The organism is Microbacterium luteolum, from assembly GCF_039533965.1.
GTDB lineage: Bacteria > Actinomycetota > Actinomycetes > Actinomycetales > Microbacteriaceae > Microbacterium > Microbacterium luteolum.
Genome location: NZ_BAAAUN010000001.1, coordinates 2,575,292 through 2,594,002, shown reverse-complemented (window position 1 = coordinate 2,594,002; position 18,711 = coordinate 2,575,292). Strand labels below are relative to the sequence as shown.

The following is an 18,711-nucleotide window of genomic DNA, read 5'->3' as shown; positions in this document are numbered from 1 at the left end:
CGGGGTCAGGCTCGCAGCTCGAAGGTCGTGGCGCCCACCTTGATCGGGGTGCCGAGCGAGAGGTTGACGGGTCCGCCGGTCACGCGCTGTCCGGCGACGAAGGTCCCGTTCGTGGAGTCGAGGTCCTGGATCGCCCAGGCGTCGCCGCGGAGCATGAGGCGGGCGTGATGGCTCGAGGTGTAGTCGTCGCGGATCACGAGCGCCGACTCGCTCGAACGGCCGATCGTCATCGAGTCGGCGCCGAGGGGGAGCTCGAGGCCCGTCTTCGGTCCGGAGGTGATCACGAGGCGCTTCGCCGTCGCGATCGTGGCGGGGCCCGTCGAGGCCTTCGCGGATGCCGGACGAGACGCGGCCGCGGGCTTCGCAGGGGCGGCCGGAGCGGATGCCGCGCCGGCGGTCGCCTCGGCGGGGAGCTTGCGCACCTTCACGCCGAACAGGTCGGCGCGCAACGAGTACACGACGCCGAACACGAAGAACCACATGACAATGAGGAACCCGACGCGCAGCAGGAGGAGGATCAGTTCACTCATCGCGGGCTCACCGCCGTGGGGTCCTGAGCCCGGGTGGGGTCCTGAGCCCGGGTGGGTGCCTGAGTTCGGGTGGGTGCCTGAGCGCGGGTGGGTCCCTGAGCTTGTCGAAGGGTCATCCGAAGCCTCCGAACGCGCGGGTGGCGTCGTCGGTCGGGCGCGACGGCATCGACACGGGGACGATCTTGAACACGAGGTCGGTGCGGCCGATGGTGATCGTGGTGTCGGAGGGGAGCGCGGCTTCGCGGAGCTTCTGGCCGTTGACCTTGGTGCCGTTCGTGGAGCCCAGGTCGCGCATCATGGCGCGCTCGCCGTCCCACAGGATCTCGACGTGCTTGCGGCTCGAACCGGCATCCGCGATCGTGATGTCGGCATCCGACCCGCGTCCGATCACGGTGCGGGCGCGCGAGATCGAGTGTCGACGACCGTCGACGTCGACGACCGCCTGCCAGCTGACGCGGCCCTCGACCGTGCCGGAGTCGACCCGGACCGTTCCGGTGGCGACCTTCTCGTCGGCCTCGAGGCTGATCGAGAGCGGGCCCGAGAAGCTGTAGCCCTGGGACTTGGCGTGCTTGGTCAGGAGTGCGTGGAGCTCTTCGGTCAGGGCGTTCCCGAGCCCGCGCATCCGCTCGGCGTCGTCGGTGCTCAGACGCACCACGAAGCTGTTGGGCGCGATGATGCGGTCGCGGCTGACGACCGCGGCTTTCGTGTCTGCTTCACGACGAACCGCCGAAGCGATCTCCACGGGCTGGATGCCGCTGCGGAAGGTCTTCGCGAACGCGCTGTTGACTGCGCGTTCGAGACCCTTCTCAAAGCTGTCAAGTAGTCCCACTGGGCTCCTCTGGCATGCCGACCGGTAGGGACATCGTAGCCAGGTGACCTGGGGGAACGCCGCCGATGACGCTTTCCGGGTGTGTGAGGAGGCCGAAATCGCGTGATATCCTCGGGAAGTTGAGTTCTTCGGAACGAGACCACTCGCGCGAGTGGCGGAATGGTAGACGCGCTGGCTTCAGGTGCCAGTATTCGCAAGGATGTGGGGGTTCGAGTCCCCCCTCGCGCACAGGACGAAAAAGAGAGCCGGACCCATTGGGTCCGGCTCTCTTTTCGTATCCGGGCACGCGAGAGGCCCCTCGATAACCGGGGCCCACCAGCGCGGAGGCTCCGCGCGTCGCCCGATGCTCCTGCGTTCGACGATGCCGGGAACGTGGCGGCGGGTGGAGTGCGCCGGAGGGACTCGAGTCCCCCTCGCGCACAGTTGGCCCTGTTCGTTTATTCAGGGAAATCTGTTCGTAAATTGAAGCGCCGGTCAGAGCAACTTCTGATCGGCGCTTTCGTATATCCGGCTCGCAAGGTCAGTCCTACGTGGCCGGTGAGGACGCACTACAAGGTCCTCTTGGTGCCAGCCCTTGCCCGCTGGGGCGGTCTCTGGCGAGATGGGGCAGTAGATCTCGATTCTCAGATGCTGTCGGCTGAGTCGGGCGACGTGAACTCGAGGTCGATGAGGTCGCGGGTGAATCGCCCGAGCTCGCTGCCCACGTCCCCGACGTCGCGCCACGATGGAGCATCGCCATGCGAAAGCCGGCTCCGCAACTCGTACACGCGGTCGAAGAAATTGGTCGCCTTCATTCCTCCGTACTCGCGAGGTTCCAGTCGACGGACCAACCGCTTAGCGCCCGCTCGGATCGTTTCGTTCTGTAGTCCCCGGACCCGGTTCGCAAGCGCTGCTCGTCGGTCAGAATCTTGAACGACGTCCGACTTCTCCACCTGCTGAGCGAGGAGCGCGACGAACTCTTGCTCACTCTTCGAGACCTTGGCGGGTACCACCAGCGCTTCAATGGCTGACACCAGTGTGAGCAGGAGCGTATCTGCTCCCTGTGCACGGCTTGCCTGACTGAACAGATCGAATGCCAGATGCGCACGATCCGACGGGACGGCTTCGTGGAGTGCATCGGCGAAGCAGTTCATGATGTTCGTCGGCGGGCTGAGCACGTGCGCTTCGGCGCTCATTGTGAAGGTGACTAGTTCTTCTTCAGACAGGTGGACCCGGACACCGGCATGCTCGTTGATGACGCGGACGTTCTGGGGGACGGTGTCGTTCACGGCCGCCAACGCATGCTCGCTCAGAGCGCTGAAGGATTGTCGTTCCATGAAGTCGACGGACAGGCCCGCGCGGAGCGCGGCGAGGCGGAGCGTGGAGCACAACTCCGTGCCCCGTGCTTCTGCGGCAGTGTCCGTGGCGTAGCCAGAGCCTCGAAACGTAGCTCGGGTCGCGTCCTTCAGTGGGCCGGACGCTTGGATCCAGACGCGCTCTTCATCTGACTCGACGAGCATCAGCGTGTCGCCGTCGGTGTCGGGTCGGGCCCCTCCGAGGGTGACGGGCACGCGGAGGGAGTACATGAGGGGATCGTACTGGCGTGACCTGCTCGCGCGGGTGCCTCGTACATGACGTGTATCGCCGCAGCACGCATAGGTGATCACCGGACGGCGTTCGGTAGACTCAACAGCCGGACCGCGCGGCTGTCCGTGGCACGTCGCCCCGAACCTGCCACACGGATCAACTCGACGGAATGTCGAAAACCGTGAAGTCCAGATCGTTCACCGCCCGTTCGATGACGGAACGGTGGCCAGCCGCAATGTCCTTCAGCTCCACGTAGAGGTCCCATCCATAGCCCGTGGGCGTGGACCCCGCCAACGTGAGCAGGGTCCGGCCGTAGCCGTCCGTTGAGTCGGAGGTGATGACCCCGTAGCCCTCGAGAAGGTGGATGAACTCGTTCACGTCCTCTGGCGGGATGTCCGCGACCTCGCGGAGCCGCGCGGGATCGATGACGACGTCCTTGTCCGGTCCGGAATAGCCCCGCACCTCGCCGTGGATGATGGCAAGCGCGAGAATCTGCCTGGTGCTCGGAGGTATCGCTGCGAGACGGTCAGCGAACGCACACACCATGGGGTGCAGGTCGGCAAATTCCTCATCTTCGGGGCCATACCCGAAGGCTCCCAGGGTCGATGGGTAGGTGGGCGTGGTCTCGAGAGTTGAGTCGCCGATGAGCGCGGTGATGGCCTTCTGGAACTTGGCTTCGTGGGTCGCTTTCATCGCTTCGACGAACTCGACGGGGTACTTCTCCGCAAGGTCGCGGTTGTCGATGTCAGCGTGGTGGAGCTTGCAGAGCAACAGGAGGTTGTCAGCTGCCCGTCGCCGTTCGTTCGTCATCGTGGGGTCGAAGCGGGCCGACTGGGGAAGCGCTCCGCGGATATGGGCGACGTCGCCGTGGAGAGTTCCCTCTGCGGTCAGGATCGGCTCCGCGCACCCGCCGTATGCGCACTGGTTTCCGGAGAGAAGATACAGCTCGCGCAGCGTGTTCTTCTTCGGATTGAGGCGCTTCGGGGCCTCCACGTTGTCGCTCATGTCACCACGATAGGTCGTCGAGTGCTGAGCTCTCCGGGGATTCTGAGGCAGTCCTCTGGCGGCGCGGCGTCCCTCACCTGTCGTCGGCGTCAGATGTGTCTGATCCCGAAGCCGCGAGCCGAAGCGGTGCCCCGGGGGCTCGGCCTTCTGTCGTTCCCCGGTGCGAGGTTGCTTGACGTGCGGGTCCGGCGGGTCGACCATTAGCCATGACCGTCAATGGTGCTGGGGCGCCTGTGGAGTATCCATCAGTGACAAGGCTCTTCAACGGGGTCTTCAAAGGCGGGGGAGCGAAGGGCATCGTGTACGCCGGTGCTCTTCACGAGGTGCGAGCGCGCGGAATCTGGTTCTCCTCCGTCGCTGGAGCGTCGGCGGGCGCGATCACCGCGACCCTGATCGCTGCCGGGTTCGGGCCGGACGAGATCCTCCGACTCGCCCCCGAGGCGCTGCCGACCGTCAAGCTGAACGTCTTCGCGTGGCTGGGGGGACGGGAGCGGAGCCTCTTCACGACGGCCGCGCTGCGGGATTGGATCGAAGGGAGGCTCCGCGAGCGTCTCACGTCGGCACCGGTCGGATCGATCACCTTCAGGCAGTTGAACGACCTGGGGCCGGGCATCGAGCTCAATGTCGTCGCCATGGACCTGGCGCGGAACGAGCCCATCATCTTCAACTGGCGTCTGACGCCCGACTTCAGCATCGCCGAAGCGGTGATCGCGTCATCCGCCATCCCCGTCGCCATGCCGGGTCGGCGGGTCCTGGTCCGCCGCCCAGGAAGGACGAACCAGATCCACCGGCTGGTCGATGGTGGCACCTGGGCCAACTATCCCGCGTTCATCTACCGAGACCCCTCGCTACGCTCCTTCTTCGGCCTCCCAGAGCTCGATGAACCGAACACCCTCGGTTTCGTCATCGAGAGCACCGAGTACGGGCGCGAGCGCGGGGAGCGGCTGTCGCCCAGCGCAGCCGACGCGCCTCCTGGATGGGCGTGGCCGCCTGCTGCCCCGACTCCGCCCCCGGGAAAGGACGACGAGGTGCTCCCATCCTCGCCGATCCGGACACGATTCGATCAGGGGAGCGCGCGCCGCATGGGCATGGCAGGATCCCTCCTGACCTGGGCCGGCCTGCGTTGGCTGATCCTGGCGGCGATCGTCGTCGGGGCCTGGATCCTCGTGGCCACGTGGGGGCAAGGGGTGTTGGCCGGAGACCCGCTCGATCTGCCTTCGGCCTATCAACGTTCCGGAACAGTCCTCCTCCTTGTCACTGTGATCATCGTCGTTTCCCTCGGACTCACGATCGTGCTCGTGACCATCCGTTTCGGAGCGGAGTCGGTCGACGCCGGATTGCCATCGCTCCTCGCCGCAACCTCCGCGTCCATCGGCGTGGCCCGGTGGGTCGGCAACGCGGAATCCGATCCGGTCATCCGTCTCAGTGCGCCGCTGGGCATCTCCGTGGTGGGCTTCAAGGCCGATGCGCAACTGCAGGCATTGGCGGTGATCGTGGCGGCGGAGCAGGCATCGGTCCAGCTCGACGCGCGATTCGACAATCACCGAGACGATGCCACCGCCACCCTCCAGGCGATCACAGGGGTCAGCGATCCCGAGGCCACCTATCTCGAGCGTTACCGGAAGCTGGCGAAAAAGGACGGCACCTCCTCCACCAGTGGCCCGATGTTCCTGGCGCTCTTCTGGGGCATCCTCCTCATCTCCCTCTTCTGGATCTTCCCGTCGGTGACGGCGGTCGTGATGTCGCTGCTGATCGGCATCCCCTTCGCGTGGTGGGTCCTGTTCCTCCTCGTCCGGGGGCGGATGCACAACCAGGCCATGAGCGCGGACGCACCTGTTCCTCCCCACCCTCTCCGACGCCTGATTCCGGGAGTGGTCCTTCTCGCCGGGGGCTACCTCGTTCTGGGCAATCCCCAATCGGTCAGCGACGGCGAGATCATCGTGACGGGAGGACTCGTTCTGGGCCAGTTCTGGGAGTTCGCCGCCGGCGTGTTTCTGATCGCAGGGGTCGCCTGCATCCTGTCGGGACTCTCCCGCATCTCGGCGAGAATCGCAGCGCGGCGATATCGACGAGAGTTGGGAGAGGACTCTCCGCCCCACGTGGCCTGAGTCGACAGGGGAGAATGACTCCCATGCGCCTCCACTCCACCACCTCCGGATCCGGTGACCGCCACGTCGGACTGATCCACGGGCTCGGCGGCTCCGGCGCGACCTGGAAGCCGCTCATCGACCGGATGCTGGCCACGGGCGGCTACACGGTGACCACGCTCGACCTCCGCGGGCACGGCGAGAGCGACCGGGCCCCCTCGTACACGCTCGACGACCTCGCGGGTGACGTCGTCGAAGCCCTCCCGACCGGACTCGACAGCGTCGTGGGCCACTCGCTCGGGGGAGCGGTGCTCGTGCGCGCCGTCGCGCGTCTGCAGCCCGAGCGCGCGATCTACCTCGACCCGGGGTTCGAACTCTCGCTCCCCACGACCGGGTTCAAGGGCCGGGCATTCTGGGCCGTGCCGCCGCTCTCGCTCGGCGTCATGGGCCTGTTGCAGGCACGACGCAGTGCGCCGCAGCGAGCCGCCCTGGACCCCAGCATCCGCGAGCTGATGAAGCGCGCCCAGCAGCAGTTCGACGCGAAGATGGCGGTCGGCATCTTCCGCGAGGTGGCGTTCCACCCCATCGCGATCGCCGCACCTGCCGTCCCGTCGACCATCGTGCTCTCGGACGAGTCGCCGGCCGTGCTCCCCGGTTCGATGGCCGCAGCCCTCGAACGTGAGGGATGGGACATCCGCCGTCTCGCCGGCATCCATCACGACATGCAGATCGAAGACCCCGACCGCACGTTCGCGATCATCGAGGACGTGCTGTGACCGGCTCCACCCCGGCGTAGTACCCGAGTACGACGCCCGAACGAACCCGGCACTTCGGGCCGACGCGGCACCTCCGTGCCCGCTCATACCGTCGGAACATGCCCACAACGCCGACGTCCTCCGCCCCCACTTCCTCCCTCGTTCGCGCCCTCGCCGGCGTCGTCGGCAGCATCCTCGTCGCGGTCGCTCTCACGATCATCTGGGTCGCGCGACTGAGCGTCGACCGGGTGCTGTACGTCAGCGGTCTGGGTGCCGACGGCGAGCCCACGGCGCGCTGGTTCGAGGTGGCGCTGCTCCTCCTCGTCGCCGGAGGCTTCAGCGTCGCCTGGGCGGCACGAGGCATGCGCTCGACCGCTCGACTCCTCGCGCTGTGGACTCCCGCGCTCTCGGTCGCGATCGCATCGTCGCTGTTCCTCATCGCCTCGCAGGTGCCGTGCACGACTGGATGCCCGCTGCCGGTCGGCCCGACCTTCACCTGGCAGGACCTGATCCACACATCCGTCGCCGTCCTGGCCTTCGCCTTCGCTGCCGTCGCGATGCTGCAGACGTCGTTCGTGAAGGGCCGTGCGACACTGCGGGCGCTCTCGATGATCGCCGGCATCTCGACGGCCGTGATCGCCGCGGCAGGCGGCATCCTGTCGCTGCTGCAGTTCCGCACCGACATCGGCAGCATCCTCGAACTGGTCGCCACGACAGTGGGGATGGGATGGCTCGCGATCCTCGGACTCGCCACGGCGCACGCGCACCGGGCTGCGACTGCACGCAGCCGCGATGGCGTCAGGGCTCCGGAGCGCGTGGCTGCTCGACCCATGGCGCCTACACGCACTGCGCCGACAGGGTCGCTCGTCACCGTTCGCGGCTGAGCCGGGTGCGTAGAGTCGTCACATGTCAGAGCCCGTCGCCGTCTCCGAGGCGAAAGCCCTCGCGGTGGATCTGCCGCGGCCGGCGGGGGCCATGCGCCGGTATTGGGGGAGTCACCCGTGGCTCGTCGACTCGCTGCTCGCCGCAGGCTATCTCGCGGTGGGGGCGCTCTGGGCCGTCATCACACCGTTGTCGTCGGGCGACTGGTCGCCGATCGCACCGATCCTCGTCCCTCTTGTGGGAGCGGTCGTCAGCGCGGTCGCACTGCTCTTCCGACGCCATCAGCCCTGGGTGGTCTTCGGCATCATCGGGATCGTCGCCCTCGTGTCCCATCTTCTGGACGCCCCGGCGGAGCCCTTCGGCGTCGGCCTGGCCCTCTACGCCCTCTTCGTCTACCGCTCGAACCGCAGCGGGTGGATCGCCTTCGGGGTGACCGCGATCGTCAGCCTCTTCTTCCTCCCGGCGAGCGTGCTGTTCATCGTGGGGATGCTCGTCGCCGCGCTCCTCGGCGTGACCGTCGGCGATCGACGCCGGTACATCGGCGCGATCGTCGAACGCGCCAACCAGCTCGCCCGCGAACGCGACCAGCAGGCGCGGCTGGCGACCCTCGCGGAACGCGCCAGGATCACCCGCGAGATGCATGACGTCGTGGCCCACAGCGTCTCGGTCATGGTCTCCCTCGCGGACGGCGCGGGAGCCCTCGCCGAGAAGGACCCGCAGCGTTCGCGCGAAGCCATCCGCGAGATCGGCGACGTCGGACGGCAGTCGCTCGTGGAGATGCGTCAGCTCATGGGTGCGCTCGGTGACGAGACAGCGGATGGCGAGGCGCAGAGCCCTCTCCGCCCCAACCCCGGACTCGGCGAGCTGCCGGGACTGCTCGAGTCATTCCGCGCGGCCGGGCTCCCGGTGGCCATGCGGACACAGGGCACTCCTCCGGAGCAGGCGGGACTCCAGAACGCGATCTACCGGATCGTCCAGGAGTCCCTCACCAACGCGCTGCGCTACGCACGAGAGCCGCGTCATGTGCTCGTCGCCCTCGACTTCACCGAGGAACCGCTCACGCTCGAGGTCACGGACGACGGGCGCGCCGGGCCACCCGCGGAATCCGTCGGCTCGGGCAGCGGTCTGGTCGGCATCCGCGAACGGGTTCGCCTCTACGGTGGGACAGTGGATGCCGGACCGGCAGGCGACGGAGGATGGCGCGTGAGAGTCGAGATCCCGAACGAGGGGAGGGGTCATGGTGGCTGATGCGCCGATTCGCACCCTCATCGTCGATGACCACGAACTGATCCGTCGCGGGATGAGGATGGTGCTCGACGCCGAGGACGACATCCACGTCGTCGGCGAGGCCGTGTCGGGAACCGAGGCGGTTCACCTGGCGGGTCAGCTCACCCCCGACGTGATCCTGATGGACATCCGGATGCCGGAGATGGACGGCATCGAGGCGACGCGCCGCATCGTCAGGGAGACGCCGGCGAGCCGCGTGCTGGTCCTCACGACGTTCGACCTGGACGAGTACGCATTCGGGAGTCTTCGCGCCGGAGCGAGCGGCTTCCTCCTGAAGAACACGCCGCCTGCGCAGCTGATGGACGCGATCCGCGCCATCGCTGCCGGCGACGCGCTGGTCTCTCCTCGGGTCACGCGCTCGATGCTCGACCTCTTCGCCTCGCGGTTGCCGCGCCAGACGGCATCCGACGAATCGCGGCTGAGCGTGCTCACCGAGCGTGAGAGAGACGTCTTCCTCGCCATCGCGAAGGGTCTCAACAACACGGAGATCGGCGAGAAGCTCTTCGTCTCGGAGTCCACGGTGAAGACCCATGTGGGGCGCGTCCTCGCGAAGCTGGACCTGCGTGATCGAGTACAGGCCGTGATCCTCGCGTTCGAGGCCGGACTGGTGTGACGCGGAATCGACGGAAGGAAACACGGACCATGATCGACGACGCATGGCTGGCACGGCTCGAAGCCGAGCATCTCGCCCTCGACCTTCCCCGGTTCGACCGGCGTGATGCCTGGCGACTCGGCAGCTCGATCGCCGAGCGCGCGCTCGCCGCGGCGCATCCGGTGGCGATCGATGTGCGCACGGCATCCGGCATCCTGTTCCACGCCTCGATGCCGGGCGCGACCGCCGACAACGACGAGTGGGTGCGACGCAAGGCGGCGACGGCGTTCCGGTTCGAGACGAGCACGGCCCTGCTCGAGGCACGTGTCGTTGCCGGCGGACGTGACATGTTCGAACCGGGATGGCTGGATCCCGCCGAGTACGCCGTCGCCGGGGGAGCGGTTCCCGTGCGAGTGACCGGCGTCGGAGTCGTCGCCGTCGCCACGGTCTCGGGTCTGCCCTCGGCTGAGGATCACGACCTGGTCGTGCAGGCCCTCATGGAGCTGCGGGAGCGCTGATCACGCCACGTCTGGGGCCCAGAAACACCCTCCCAGGCCAACCATGCGGGCAAGCCTCGTCAGCGGTCACCTTTCTCTGCAGCAATCCCTCCTCTGGCGATTGCGTCAGGAGCCTGCTAGGTTAGCCATGTTCACGTAAACATGGGCGCGGGGGTCAGCGGATGTGGAGCGCAAATTTCGATCATCGCGATGTCTCCCGGCGCTGACCACTCATTCAACTCAGCTCGACCTGTTCCATCCCAGATGTGTTGCCATGCCCAGAATCAAGGAGCACCGATTGACGTTCCCCACCACGTTCCCCGAGCCCGAACTCTTCACTCCCGGCGCCGATGCTCCGGCGTTGCGTTGGGGGCTGCTGGCGCCAGGATGGATCGCAGACCTCTTCGTGTCAGCAGTGCACGCGCACACCGATCAGCGATTCGTCGCCGTCGCGTCACGGTCTGCTGAACGATCTCGAGCGTTCTCGGCGCAGCACGGTATCGCGAAGGCGTACGACTCCTACGAGCAGCTCGTCGCCGACCCCGAGGTCGACGTGGTCTACATTGCTGCGCCGCAGAGCGAGCACCTCGCGCTCGGGCTCTTGGCCGTCGCCGCAGGCAAGCACACCCTCATCGAGAAGCCGCTGGCGACGACCTCCGACGAGGCTCGAGTGCTGGTTTCGGCGGCTCGAAGCGCCGGCGTTCTGATGATGGAGGCGCTGTGGAGTCGCTACCTGCCGCAGACCTCGGTGGTGCGTGCGCTCGTCCGCGACGGAGTTCTCGGAGACATCCGTTCGGTCGTCGCTGATCACGGCCAAGCCATTCCCGACTACCCGAACCACCGCCTCCACCGCCGTGAACTCGGCGGAGGAGCGCTGCTCGACCTCGGCATCTACCCCGTCCAATTGGATTCGATGGTGCTGGGCGCGCCGTCGTCGATCACAGCGATCGGCGGCCTCCTCGACACCGGTGTCGACGCGTATTCGACGCTCGTGCTCGGACACGGGCCGTCCGTCCAGTCCACCCTCACCACCACGCTCGTCGTGCGCACCCCATCGACGGCGGTCATTGCCGGCACGGAGGCGAGGCTCGAGATGGCCGGCTCCTTCTACATGCCGACCACCCTGCGTCTCACGGCGAACGACGGTGAGGCGCTTGTGTGGAACGACACGACCGGAGTGTCATCCATGGCCGGGCTGTCCTGGGAAGCGACGGCACTGGCTCGGTTCGTGCGCGAGGGGCGAACGGAGTCACCCGTGCACACCCTCGATGAGACCATCTCCATCCTCGAGACCCTGGACGAAGCGCGCCGACAGATTGACGACGCCGCGACTCGCTGAACAGATACGGGCCTCGGCAGGCCCTGGCCCCGCGCCGACCACGATCCACGCGGGGCCAGCGCTGTGATTCCCCGTGCGCCGATGGCTGTCAGCCGAGGTGGACGCCCGACTCGCCCGTTGTCCCCCGAAGACCCGACAGACAGAACGGAGCGCGTGACCGTACGCTCTCCCTGGTGCGGCTGCGAAGGTCGCGCGGGGGAGAGGCCGGATGAAGGCGGGTCACGCAGGCACAGTTGCGGTGCTCCTTGTCGCGAGCGCACTCGTCGCATGCGCGCCGCTGCCCCAGGACGCGAGGTCCGCACCTCCCGCGGGGCCGAGTTCTGAGCCGTCTGCCGCAGCATCCGCCCCGCCGACGCCGGAGGTGCTGACGGCCTCGATCCCCCGCGACGAGACTCTCCTCGGTGAGCTCCCCGCGAGCAGCGGCTCCGCCCAGGCCGGGCCGTTCGACAATCCGACCGGACGGGTGGCTCTGTACATCCGGTGCGTCGGCGAGGGCGATGTCGTGGTCGAGATCGCCGGGGCGGCTGCAGTCACGCAAGCATGCCAGGCCGATGCGGACGATCCGGGGTCGCGGAACACGCTCGACGTCTGGGCGACCGATGACATCGTGATCACCGGCTCCGCCGAGAGCACCGCGCTCTGGACGGCGGCAGTGACGTCGATTCCGAACCTCTGAGTCCTGCCGGAGAGCCCGGGCGGCCCCGCCCCCGTCGGAGCCGGGCAGACTGGAACCGACCATTCGCCACGAATCCGGAGTCCCGATGACACAAGAGCAGCCGCGCAGAGCTCCCGAACAGGCCGTCCTCACCGTTCAGCAGGTCGAGCAGGTGAGCCCCGACCTGATCCGGATCACGGCCGGCGGCGACGGGTACGACGCGTTCCGCGACAACGACTCGACCGACAAGTACGTCAAGATCCTGTTCGCGGATCCGGCTCACGGGCTGAGGCCGCCGTACGACCTTGCGCAGCTGCGGGAGGAGAGCCCGGAGAAGCTCCCGACGCGGCGGACGTACACGGTCCGCTCGGCCGATCCCGCTGAGCGGCGCCTGGTGATCGACTTCGTCGTGCACGGCGACGAGGGTGTGGCCGGACCCTGGGCGCGCGCGGCGCAGCCCGGCGACACGCTCGTCGTCAGCGGCGCCGGCGGCGGCTACCGCCCCGATCCCGCCGCCCCATGGCACTTGCTGGTCGGCGACCACACCGCGCTGCCCGCCATCTCGTCGGCGATCGAGAGCATGGATGCCGCGACTCGGGGTCACGTGCTGCTCTCGGTGACCGACGCCGCCGACCGCATCCTGCCGGAGGCACCGGCCGGACTGACGGTGACGTGGACGCAGTCCGACGACGAGCTGCTCGCAGCCCTCGGCGCCCTGGCCTGGGCCGATGGCCACCCGCACGTCTTCGCCCACGGAGAGCGCGCGACCATCAAGGAGGTCCGCGCCGTGCTGAAGCAGCGCGAGGTGCCGCGCGAATCCCTGTCGATCTCGGCGTACTGGGCCCGGGGCCGCGCCGAGGATCAGTTCCAGGCGGAGAAGCGCGAGCCGATCGGTCAGATCGAGTAGTCCGCTTCCTGCCGAGCGGCCCCTTTTGTGTGCGAGGGGCCCCTCTGTGTGCGAGCGGCCCCTTTGTGCCCGTCCATAACGGGGTGGCTCGCACAGAAGGGGGCTGGTCGGCGCGGGGGCGCGACGCGTCACACGCGCGGCATCCACCCGTCCTGCTCACGGATCGCACCGGTGATGCGACGGCTCGCGGTGCGCAGCTGCGTCGCCTGTGTCGGCGTGAGCGCATCGAAGACGAGCCGACGCACGAGTGCGACGTGCCCAGGCGCGGCGGCGCGCGCGGCATCCGCTCCCTCATCGGTCAGCGTCGCGAGCGTGATGCGTCCGTCGGTCGGGTCGGGAGCGCGACGGACCCAGCTCTTCGCCTCGAGACGCGCGACGGCTCGAGACAGGCGCGAGAGCGTGCTGTTCGCGTAGCTCGCGAGTTCGCTCATCCGCAGCGTGCGCTCATCGGCCTCGGCGAGGGCGAAGAGGATGCCGTACTCGAAATGACTGATGCCCGAATCGCGCTGCAGCTGCGCGTCGAGTGCGGTCGGCAGCCACTCGAGCAGGGTCGCGAGTGCGGACCAGGTCTCGAGTTCGTCCGGCCCGAGCGCGTCTGCTGATCCCGTGAGTGCCATGGATCCACCCTAGGACATGACTTGCTCAGGAAAGTAAATGGGCTAGGCTTACTTTCCTAGACAAGTAAATGTTGACAGGAACGGACGCACCTATGGATCTCCACATCGCCGGCAAAAGGGTCTTCATCAGCGGCTCCACGCAGGGGATCGGTCGCGCGGCGGCTCTCGCCTGCGCCATCGAAGGCGCCAGTGTCGTCATCAACGGCCGCTCGCAGGCCCGCGTCGCCGAGGCGGTGGACCGGCTCCGCGCCGAAGCGCCTGGCGCCGACATCTCGGGGATCGCGGCGGACCTCGCCGATCCTGCCCAGGTGGACGCGCTCCTGGAAGCCCTCGGGGAGGTCGACATCCTGGTGAACAACGCCGGCGTCTTCGACGTCGCGCCGTTCGCGCAGATCGACGACGCGGAGTGGTCCCGGTACTTCCAGCTCAACATGATGGCTGCCGTGCGCCTGTCGCGCCGGTTGCTGCCGGGGATGCTGGCCAGGAACGAGGGGCGCATCATCTTCATCGGCACGGAATCGGCCGTCGACGTGCCGGCGGAGATGATCCACTACGGCGCCACGAAAGCGGCCGCGCTCGCCGTGGCGAACGGCCTCGCGAAGCTCACACGCGGCACGAACGTCACGGTGAACACGGTGCTCGGCGGACCGACGTACTCCGATGGAGTCGCAGCGGCGGTCGAGAGCATCGCCGCCGCGCAGTCCGTCGACGTGGAGCAGCTCAAGGGGTCGCTCGTGCGCGACACGTCGCTGCTGCAGCGGTTCATCCGACCGGAGGAGATCGCCCATCTGGTCGCGTACCTCGCGAGTCCTCTCTCCTCGGCGACCAACGGCGCCGCCCTGCGTGCGGACGGCGGGGTGCTCACGACCATCCTCTGAGGAACGTGCAAGGCTGGGACGATACGTGCCACCGAGCGCGCGAAGCGAGGGAGAAGACGGATGCTGGAGACGACCGACCACGTACGGCTGGGGAACACCGGCCTCCGCATCTCCCCGGTGGTGCTGGGCTGCATGAGCTTCGGCGCGCCCGACCGCGGCACCCACCGCTGGTCGCTCGACGAGGAGACCAGTCGTCCGCTCATCCGTCAGGCGCTCGAAGCAGGGATCACCACGTTCGACACGGCCGACGTGTACTCCGACGGCACGAGCGAGGAGTTCGTCGGCCGCGCGCTCGCCGACTTCGCGCAGCGCGACCAGGTCGTGATCGCCACGAAGGTGCACGGCCGCATGGGGCCTGGCGCGAACCAGGCCGGGCTCAGCCGCGCGCACATCCTGTCGGGCATCGACGCGAGCCTCCGCCGCCTCGGCACCGACTTCATCGATCTCTACCAGATCCACCGCTGGGACCCGGAGACGCCGATCGAGGAGACCATGGAGGCGCTCCACGACGTCGTGCGCTCCGGAAAGGCGCGGTACATCGGCGCCTCCTCGATGTGGACCTGGCAGTTCGCGAAGGCGCAGCACGTCGCCCGCCTGAACGGGTGGACGCCCTTCGTCTCGATGCAGGACCAGTACAACCTGCTCCAGCGCGAGGAGGAGCGCGAGATGCACCCGTACTGCCTCGACTCCGGCGTCGGAGTGCTGCCGTGGTCGCCACTCGCGCGCGGACGCGTCACCCGCGACTGGGACGAGACGACCGCCCGCACCGCGACCGACGAGTTCGGCGCGACCCTGTACCGCAGGGAAGAGGAGTCGAACCGGGCGATCGTGGATGCCGTCGGTCGTGTCGCCGCGGAGCGCCGTGTCTCGCGCGCGCAGATCGCCCTCGCCTGGGTCGCGCAGCAGTCGGCCGTCACCGCGCCGATCGTCGGCGCCACCCGCGCGGAGCACATCGAGGATGCCGTCGCCTCGGCCGGCATCCGCCTGGAATCCACCGAGCTGGCCCAGCTGGAGAGCGCCTACACGCCGCGGGAGCCGGAGGGCTTCTGAGCCGCAGCCGCCCCGACTCCAGCGCCCGTGTGGTCCCAGGGTCGCTCATCGTGCCCCCCGTAGACTGGTCGGGACCCCTACCCTCGGAGCCTCATGTCACGTCTTTCCCTCGGGACCCGCATCCACTATCTGCTGGGACGCGCGCGTCGCATCGACATCGGATCGGTGATGGAGCGGGCCAAGGAGGCCTCGAAGCAGCACCACAAGGCGGTTCCGGGCATCGTCGTCGACATGCTGTGGTCGGCCGCACGGCACAACGTCGGGTTCCAGGACTACATCGACTACGACTTCGCCATGCTGACCAAGGCGGAGCGCGAGACATTCATGACCCACCCGGTCTCCAACCTGCTGTCGCACCGGTACGACCACCCGGACTTCCGCTGGATCTTCCAGGACAAGGTCGAGTTCGACCGGCATTTCGCGCAGCACCTGCACCGTGAATGGCTGGTCGTGGAAGAGGGCAACGCGGATGCCGTGCGCGAGCTCACCCAGCGCCTCGGCACGATCGTCACCAAGGAGCCGGTCGGCCAGGCGGGGACGGGCGTGCACCGGTACCACGCGGCCGACGTCACGGACTGGGATGACTTCCACCGCGGCCTGCTCGCCCGCGGCGAGCTGCTGATCGAAGAGGTCATCCGACAGCACGACGACCTCGCGGCCGTCTGCCCCGGCACCGTCAACACCACGCGGGTCACCGCGTTCTTCGACGGCGAGAAGGCGCACATCCTCGCGATGGCCCAGAAGTTCGGTCGTGGCGCGGTGAGCGACCAGATGACGTTCGGCGGCTTCTACACGATGCTCGACGAGAACGGCCACGCCGTCAGCGCCGGCTACGACTCGCACGGTCACGTGCACGAGAACCACCCCGACAGCGGCTTCCGCATCGCCGACTTCCAGCTGCCGTACATGGACGAGGTCCGGGCCTTCATCGACGAGGTCGCCCGCGTCGTGCCGCAGGTGCAGTACGTCGGATGGGACATCGTCGTGTCTCCCGACGGTCCCGTCCTCGTCGAGGGCAACTGGGGTGCGGGCGTCTACGAGAACAAGCCCAGCGTCACCGGCATCCGCACCGGCCACAAGCCGCGTTACCGCGAGGTCATCGGGTTCTGACCCTGCGGGACGCGCGCCGGCTACCGATACGCTGAGCGCATGAGCGAGGCCCCCGCGCGCAAGCCCCACCCTGCCCTCTCCGTCGTGCGGCGGATACCCGCGACCCTGACGATGGTGCTGCTGATCCTCGTCGTGGGGGTCGTCTGGCGAGGCCTGTGGACGTCCTTCGAGGACACCGACCTGTTCCGGAACGTGGCCTACGGGTTGCCGAACCTCGCCGAGGGCAAGTGGTGGACGCCGCTGACCGGCACGTTCTTCGTGAACCAGCCCTGGGTCTACATCTTCACCATCACCGGCTTCTGGGGCATGGCGTACGTGGAATTCCGCCGCGGCTCCCGCGTGGCCCTCGCCTATTACTGGATCGGCCAGCTGTTCGCGATCTTCGCCACCGCGCTGCTGCTGTTCGCGCTCTCGCAGTTCCCCTGGGCATGGGCGACCACGCAGGCGCAGGCGCTCGACGTCGGAGCATCCGGCGGCACCATGGCCTGCATCGCCGCTGCCGTCGGCCTGTTCCGGCCGCCATGGCGGGTGCGCGGGTGGTTGATCCTGCTCGGCTTCGTGTTCGTCGCGATGCTTTTCTGGGGCAAGGTCGCCGACCTCGAGCATCTGCTCGCCGTGCTGCTGATCCTGGTCGTCGACCGGTCGATGCGCGTGCGGCACACGACCGTGCGCGAGCAGCGGCTGATCGCCGTGGTCGCGCTGCTGGTGCTCGGCGCCGTCGAGATCATCACGACCTTCGTTCCGACCGACGGCCCGTTCGGACAGACGGAGCCGGCCTCCGGAGGGTTCATCGACCTGGCGATCGACGTCGTCGTGATCCTCGTGATCGTGAACGGCCTGCGCCGCGGACGACGGTTCGCCTGGGTGCTCGCGCTGCTGCTGGGCATCTTCAACGTGCTGGTCGCGGCTCTCGTGCTCACCCTGATCACCGTGTTCAGCCAGGCGCAGCTCGACCTGCGCTGGGACGGAGAGACCGAGCTCGCCCTCGCGAGCGGATTCCTCTGGCTCATCACGCTCGTCTACCTGGTGTGGGTGCGACGCGCGTTCCGCGCGAAGCGCCGCTCGACCCTGGGCGCTCAGCCCGCCCCGACCGTCGACGACGTGAAGAAGGAGCTGCGCGCGCATGGCGGCGGAACCCTGTCGTGGATGACGACCTGGGACGGCAACAGCTACGCGCGGGTGCCCGGCGGAGTGGTCGCCTACCAGCGCCGCAACGGCGTCGCCCTCGCCCTCGCCGATCCGATCGGGCCTGCAGCGCAACGAGCGGATGCCGTCGCCGGCTTCATCAGCGCCGCCGAGCACGCGGGCCTCGTGCCGTGCTTCTTCAGCGCCGATGCGGCGACGCTCGCCGCGGTGCCGTCGACGTGGCGGAGTATCGTCGTGGCCGATGACACCATCGTCGACCTCGCCGGCCTCGAGTTCACCGGCAAGCGCTGGAACTCGGTGCGCTCATCGCTCAACCGCGCGGGCCGCGAGGAGATGACGTTCAAGATGACGCAGCTCAAGGCCGAGCCGTGGGGCGTGCAGCAGCAGCTGCGTGCGATCTCGGAGGCGTGGGTGGGCGACAAGGATCTCCCGGAGATGCGTTTCACCCTCGGCACCCTCGACGAGGCGGAGGATCCGGAGGTGCGGCTGGCACTGGCTCTCGCACCGAACGGCGACGTGGACGGATTCCTGTCCTGGCTCCCCGTGTACGGCGACGAGGGAGTGGTGCGCGGCTGGACCCTCGACCTCATGCGACGACGGGACGGCGGCTTCGCCCCGGTGATGGAGTACCTCATCGGATCCTCCGCCCGGCAGTTCTCGGAGGAGGGCGCCGAGATCATGTCGCTCTCGGGCGCCCCGCTCGCGCACGACTATCCGCCGGACGCCGGCGTGATCGCCGCCCTGAGCGACAAGCTCGCCGAGGCGCTGGAGCCGGTTTACGGCTTCGGATCACTGCACCGGTTCAAGCAGAAGTTCCACCCGCGCTACGAGACCATGTACCTGCTGTTCCGCGACGAGAGCGACCTCACCCGCATCGGCGGCGCACTCACGCGGGCCTTCCTGCCCGATGCGACGCTGCGGCAGTTCGCCGGGGCCGGGCTCGAGCTCGTGCGCGGAAGCAAGGACTGACGAGCCGACG

The 18,711-nt window shown here is 68.1% G+C and carries 18 protein-coding genes and 1 tRNA gene; 14 read left to right on the top strand and 5 right to left on the bottom strand.

Going from position 1 to position 18,711, the window contains the following annotated elements; genetic code table 11:
- Positions 1 to 5 precede the first annotated feature (5 nt).
- Positions 6 to 530 (bottom strand): FHA domain-containing protein FhaB/FipA, encoded by a 525-nt coding sequence (locus tag ABD648_RS12515; protein ID WP_282215290.1) that lies wholly within the window; start codon positions 528 to 530, stop codon positions 6 to 8.
- Between the two features lie 112 nt (positions 531 to 642).
- Complete coding sequence (locus tag ABD648_RS12510) at positions 643 to 1,359, bottom strand: FHA domain-containing protein (RefSeq protein WP_282215289.1); 717 nt, start codon at positions 1,357 to 1,359, stop codon at positions 643 to 645.
- 145 nt (positions 1,360 to 1,504) lie between these two features.
- Here ABD648_RS12510 and ABD648_RS12505 point away from each other — a divergent pair.
- Positions 1,505 to 1,587: transfer RNA gene (locus tag ABD648_RS12505), tRNA-Leu, on the top strand.
- A 395-nt stretch (positions 1,588 to 1,982) separates the two neighbouring features.
- Here ABD648_RS12505 and ABD648_RS12500 read toward each other — a convergent pair.
- Positions 1,983 to 2,924: a HEPN domain-containing protein gene (locus tag ABD648_RS12500; RefSeq protein ID WP_282215288.1), complete on the bottom strand. Its 942-nt coding sequence runs from the start codon at positions 2,922 to 2,924 to the stop codon at positions 1,983 to 1,985.
- Positions 2,925 to 3,081: 157 nt separating this feature from the next.
- Positions 3,082 to 3,930: a hypothetical protein gene (locus ABD648_RS12495; RefSeq protein WP_282215287.1), complete on the bottom strand. Its 849-nt coding sequence runs from the start codon at positions 3,928 to 3,930 to the stop codon at positions 3,082 to 3,084.
- Positions 3,931 to 4,178: 248 nt separating this feature from the next.
- Here ABD648_RS12495 and ABD648_RS12490 point away from each other — a divergent pair, with 248 nt between their 5' ends.
- The 9 genes from ABD648_RS12490 (at position 4,179) to ABD648_RS12450 (ending at position 12,931) form a co-directional block, all read left to right on the top strand.
- Positions 4,179 to 6,038, top strand: coding sequence for a patatin-like phospholipase family protein (locus ABD648_RS12490; RefSeq protein WP_282215286.1), 1,860 nt, complete (start codon positions 4,179 to 4,181; stop codon positions 6,036 to 6,038).
- Positions 6,039 to 6,061: 23 nt separating this feature from the next.
- Positions 6,062 to 6,793, top strand: a complete 732-nt coding sequence (locus ABD648_RS12485) for an alpha/beta fold hydrolase (RefSeq protein ID WP_282215285.1) — start codon at positions 6,062 to 6,064, stop codon at positions 6,791 to 6,793.
- A 98-nt stretch (positions 6,794 to 6,891) separates the two neighbouring features.
- Entirely contained in the window at positions 6,892 to 7,656 is a 765-nt protein-coding gene (locus ABD648_RS12480) for a DUF998 domain-containing protein (protein ID WP_282215284.1), read from the top strand.
- A gap of 22 nt (positions 7,657 to 7,678) precedes the next feature.
- Complete coding sequence (locus ABD648_RS12475; protein ID WP_282215283.1) at positions 7,679 to 8,902, top strand: sensor histidine kinase; 1,224 nt, start codon at positions 7,679 to 7,681, stop codon at positions 8,900 to 8,902.
- On the top strand, positions 8,892 to 9,554 hold the full coding sequence (locus ABD648_RS12470; protein ID WP_282215282.1) for a response regulator: 663 nt from the start codon (positions 8,892 to 8,894) through the stop codon (positions 9,552 to 9,554). Before ABD648_RS12475 ends, ABD648_RS12470 begins: the two co-directional genes overlap by 11 nt.
- Positions 9,555 to 9,583: 29 nt before the next feature.
- Positions 9,584 to 10,051, top strand: a complete 468-nt coding sequence (locus tag ABD648_RS12465) for a heme-degrading domain-containing protein (protein WP_282215281.1) — start codon at positions 9,584 to 9,586, stop codon at positions 10,049 to 10,051.
- 277 nt (positions 10,052 to 10,328) lie between these two features.
- Positions 10,329 to 11,369, top strand: a complete 1,041-nt coding sequence (locus ABD648_RS12460; protein WP_282215280.1) for a Gfo/Idh/MocA family protein — start codon at positions 10,329 to 10,331, stop codon at positions 11,367 to 11,369.
- A 238-nt stretch (positions 11,370 to 11,607) separates the two neighbouring features.
- The gene (locus ABD648_RS12455; protein WP_282215279.1) at positions 11,608 to 12,045 is read left to right on the top strand and encodes a hypothetical protein; all 438 of its coding nucleotides are present in this window, start codon (positions 11,608 to 11,610) and stop codon (positions 12,043 to 12,045) included.
- Positions 12,046 to 12,130: 85 nt separating this feature from the next.
- On the top strand, positions 12,131 to 12,931 hold the full coding sequence (locus tag ABD648_RS12450; RefSeq protein ID WP_282215278.1) for a siderophore-interacting protein: 801 nt from the start codon (positions 12,131 to 12,133) through the stop codon (positions 12,929 to 12,931).
- Positions 12,932 to 13,059: 128 nt separating this feature from the next.
- On the opposite strand, the gene ABD648_RS12445 is transcribed toward ABD648_RS12450, so the two are convergent.
- On the bottom strand, positions 13,060 to 13,548 hold the full coding sequence (locus ABD648_RS12445; protein WP_282215277.1) for a MarR family winged helix-turn-helix transcriptional regulator: 489 nt from the start codon (positions 13,546 to 13,548) through the stop codon (positions 13,060 to 13,062).
- A 92-nt stretch (positions 13,549 to 13,640) separates the two neighbouring features.
- Here ABD648_RS12445 and ABD648_RS12440 point away from each other — a divergent pair, with 92 nt between their 5' ends.
- The 4 genes from ABD648_RS12440 to ABD648_RS12425 all read left to right on the top strand — a co-directional run bounded on the left by ABD648_RS12440 (position 13,641) and on the right by ABD648_RS12425 (position 18,701).
- On the top strand, positions 13,641 to 14,426 hold the full coding sequence (locus ABD648_RS12440; protein ID WP_282215276.1) for an SDR family NAD(P)-dependent oxidoreductase: 786 nt from the start codon (positions 13,641 to 13,643) through the stop codon (positions 14,424 to 14,426).
- Positions 14,427 to 14,486: 60 nt separating this feature from the next.
- A complete protein-coding gene (locus ABD648_RS12435) occupies positions 14,487 to 15,476 on the top strand; it encodes an aldo/keto reductase (protein ID WP_282215275.1) in 990 nt (329 codons plus the stop codon).
- 93 nt (positions 15,477 to 15,569) lie between these two features.
- Positions 15,570 to 16,586: a sugar-transfer associated ATP-grasp domain-containing protein gene (locus tag ABD648_RS12430; RefSeq protein ID WP_282215274.1), complete on the top strand. Its 1,017-nt coding sequence runs from the start codon at positions 15,570 to 15,572 to the stop codon at positions 16,584 to 16,586.
- A gap of 39 nt (positions 16,587 to 16,625) precedes the next feature.
- Positions 16,626 to 18,701: a bifunctional lysylphosphatidylglycerol flippase/synthetase MprF gene (locus ABD648_RS12425; protein ID WP_282215273.1), complete on the top strand. Its 2,076-nt coding sequence runs from the start codon at positions 16,626 to 16,628 to the stop codon at positions 18,699 to 18,701.
- The last annotated feature ends 10 nt before the right edge of the window (positions 18,702 to 18,711 follow it).

Bases quoted from the DNA above. Each gene is read 5' to 3' on its own strand.
- ABD648_RS12515 (WP_282215290.1), bottom strand. From the start codon at position 530: ATGAGTGAACTGATCCTCCTCCTGCTGCGCGTCGGGTTCCTCATTGTC.
- ABD648_RS12495 (WP_282215287.1), bottom strand. From the start codon at position 3,930: ATGAGCGACAACGTGGAGGCCCCGAAGCGCCTCAATCCGAAGAAGAAC.
- ABD648_RS12425 (WP_282215273.1), top strand. From the start codon at position 16,626: ATGAGCGAGGCCCCCGCGCGCAAGCCCCACCCTGCCCTCTCCGTCGTG.
- ABD648_RS12430 (WP_282215274.1), top strand. From the start codon at position 15,570: ATGTCACGTCTTTCCCTCGGGACCCGCATCCACTATCTGCTGGGACGC.
- ABD648_RS12465 (WP_282215281.1), top strand. From the start codon at position 9,584: ATGATCGACGACGCATGGCTGGCACGGCTCGAAGCCGAGCATCTCGCC.
- ABD648_RS12500 (WP_282215288.1), bottom strand. From the start codon at position 2,924: ATGTACTCCCTCCGCGTGCCCGTCACCCTCGGAGGGGCCCGACCCGAC.
- ABD648_RS12480 (WP_282215284.1), top strand. From the start codon at position 6,892: ATGCCCACAACGCCGACGTCCTCCGCCCCCACTTCCTCCCTCGTTCGC.
- ABD648_RS12450 (WP_282215278.1), top strand. From the start codon at position 12,131: ATGACACAAGAGCAGCCGCGCAGAGCTCCCGAACAGGCCGTCCTCACC.
- ABD648_RS12445 (WP_282215277.1), bottom strand. From the start codon at position 13,548: ATGGCACTCACGGGATCAGCAGACGCGCTCGGGCCGGACGAACTCGAG.
- ABD648_RS12470 (WP_282215282.1), top strand. From the start codon at position 8,892: ATGGTGGCTGATGCGCCGATTCGCACCCTCATCGTCGATGACCACGAA.
- ABD648_RS12440 (WP_282215276.1), top strand. From the start codon at position 13,641: ATGGATCTCCACATCGCCGGCAAAAGGGTCTTCATCAGCGGCTCCACG.
- ABD648_RS12485 (WP_282215285.1), top strand. From the start codon at position 6,062: ATGCGCCTCCACTCCACCACCTCCGGATCCGGTGACCGCCACGTCGGA.
- ABD648_RS12475 (WP_282215283.1), top strand. From the start codon at position 7,679: ATGTCAGAGCCCGTCGCCGTCTCCGAGGCGAAAGCCCTCGCGGTGGAT.
- ABD648_RS12435 (WP_282215275.1), top strand. From the start codon at position 14,487: ATGCTGGAGACGACCGACCACGTACGGCTGGGGAACACCGGCCTCCGC.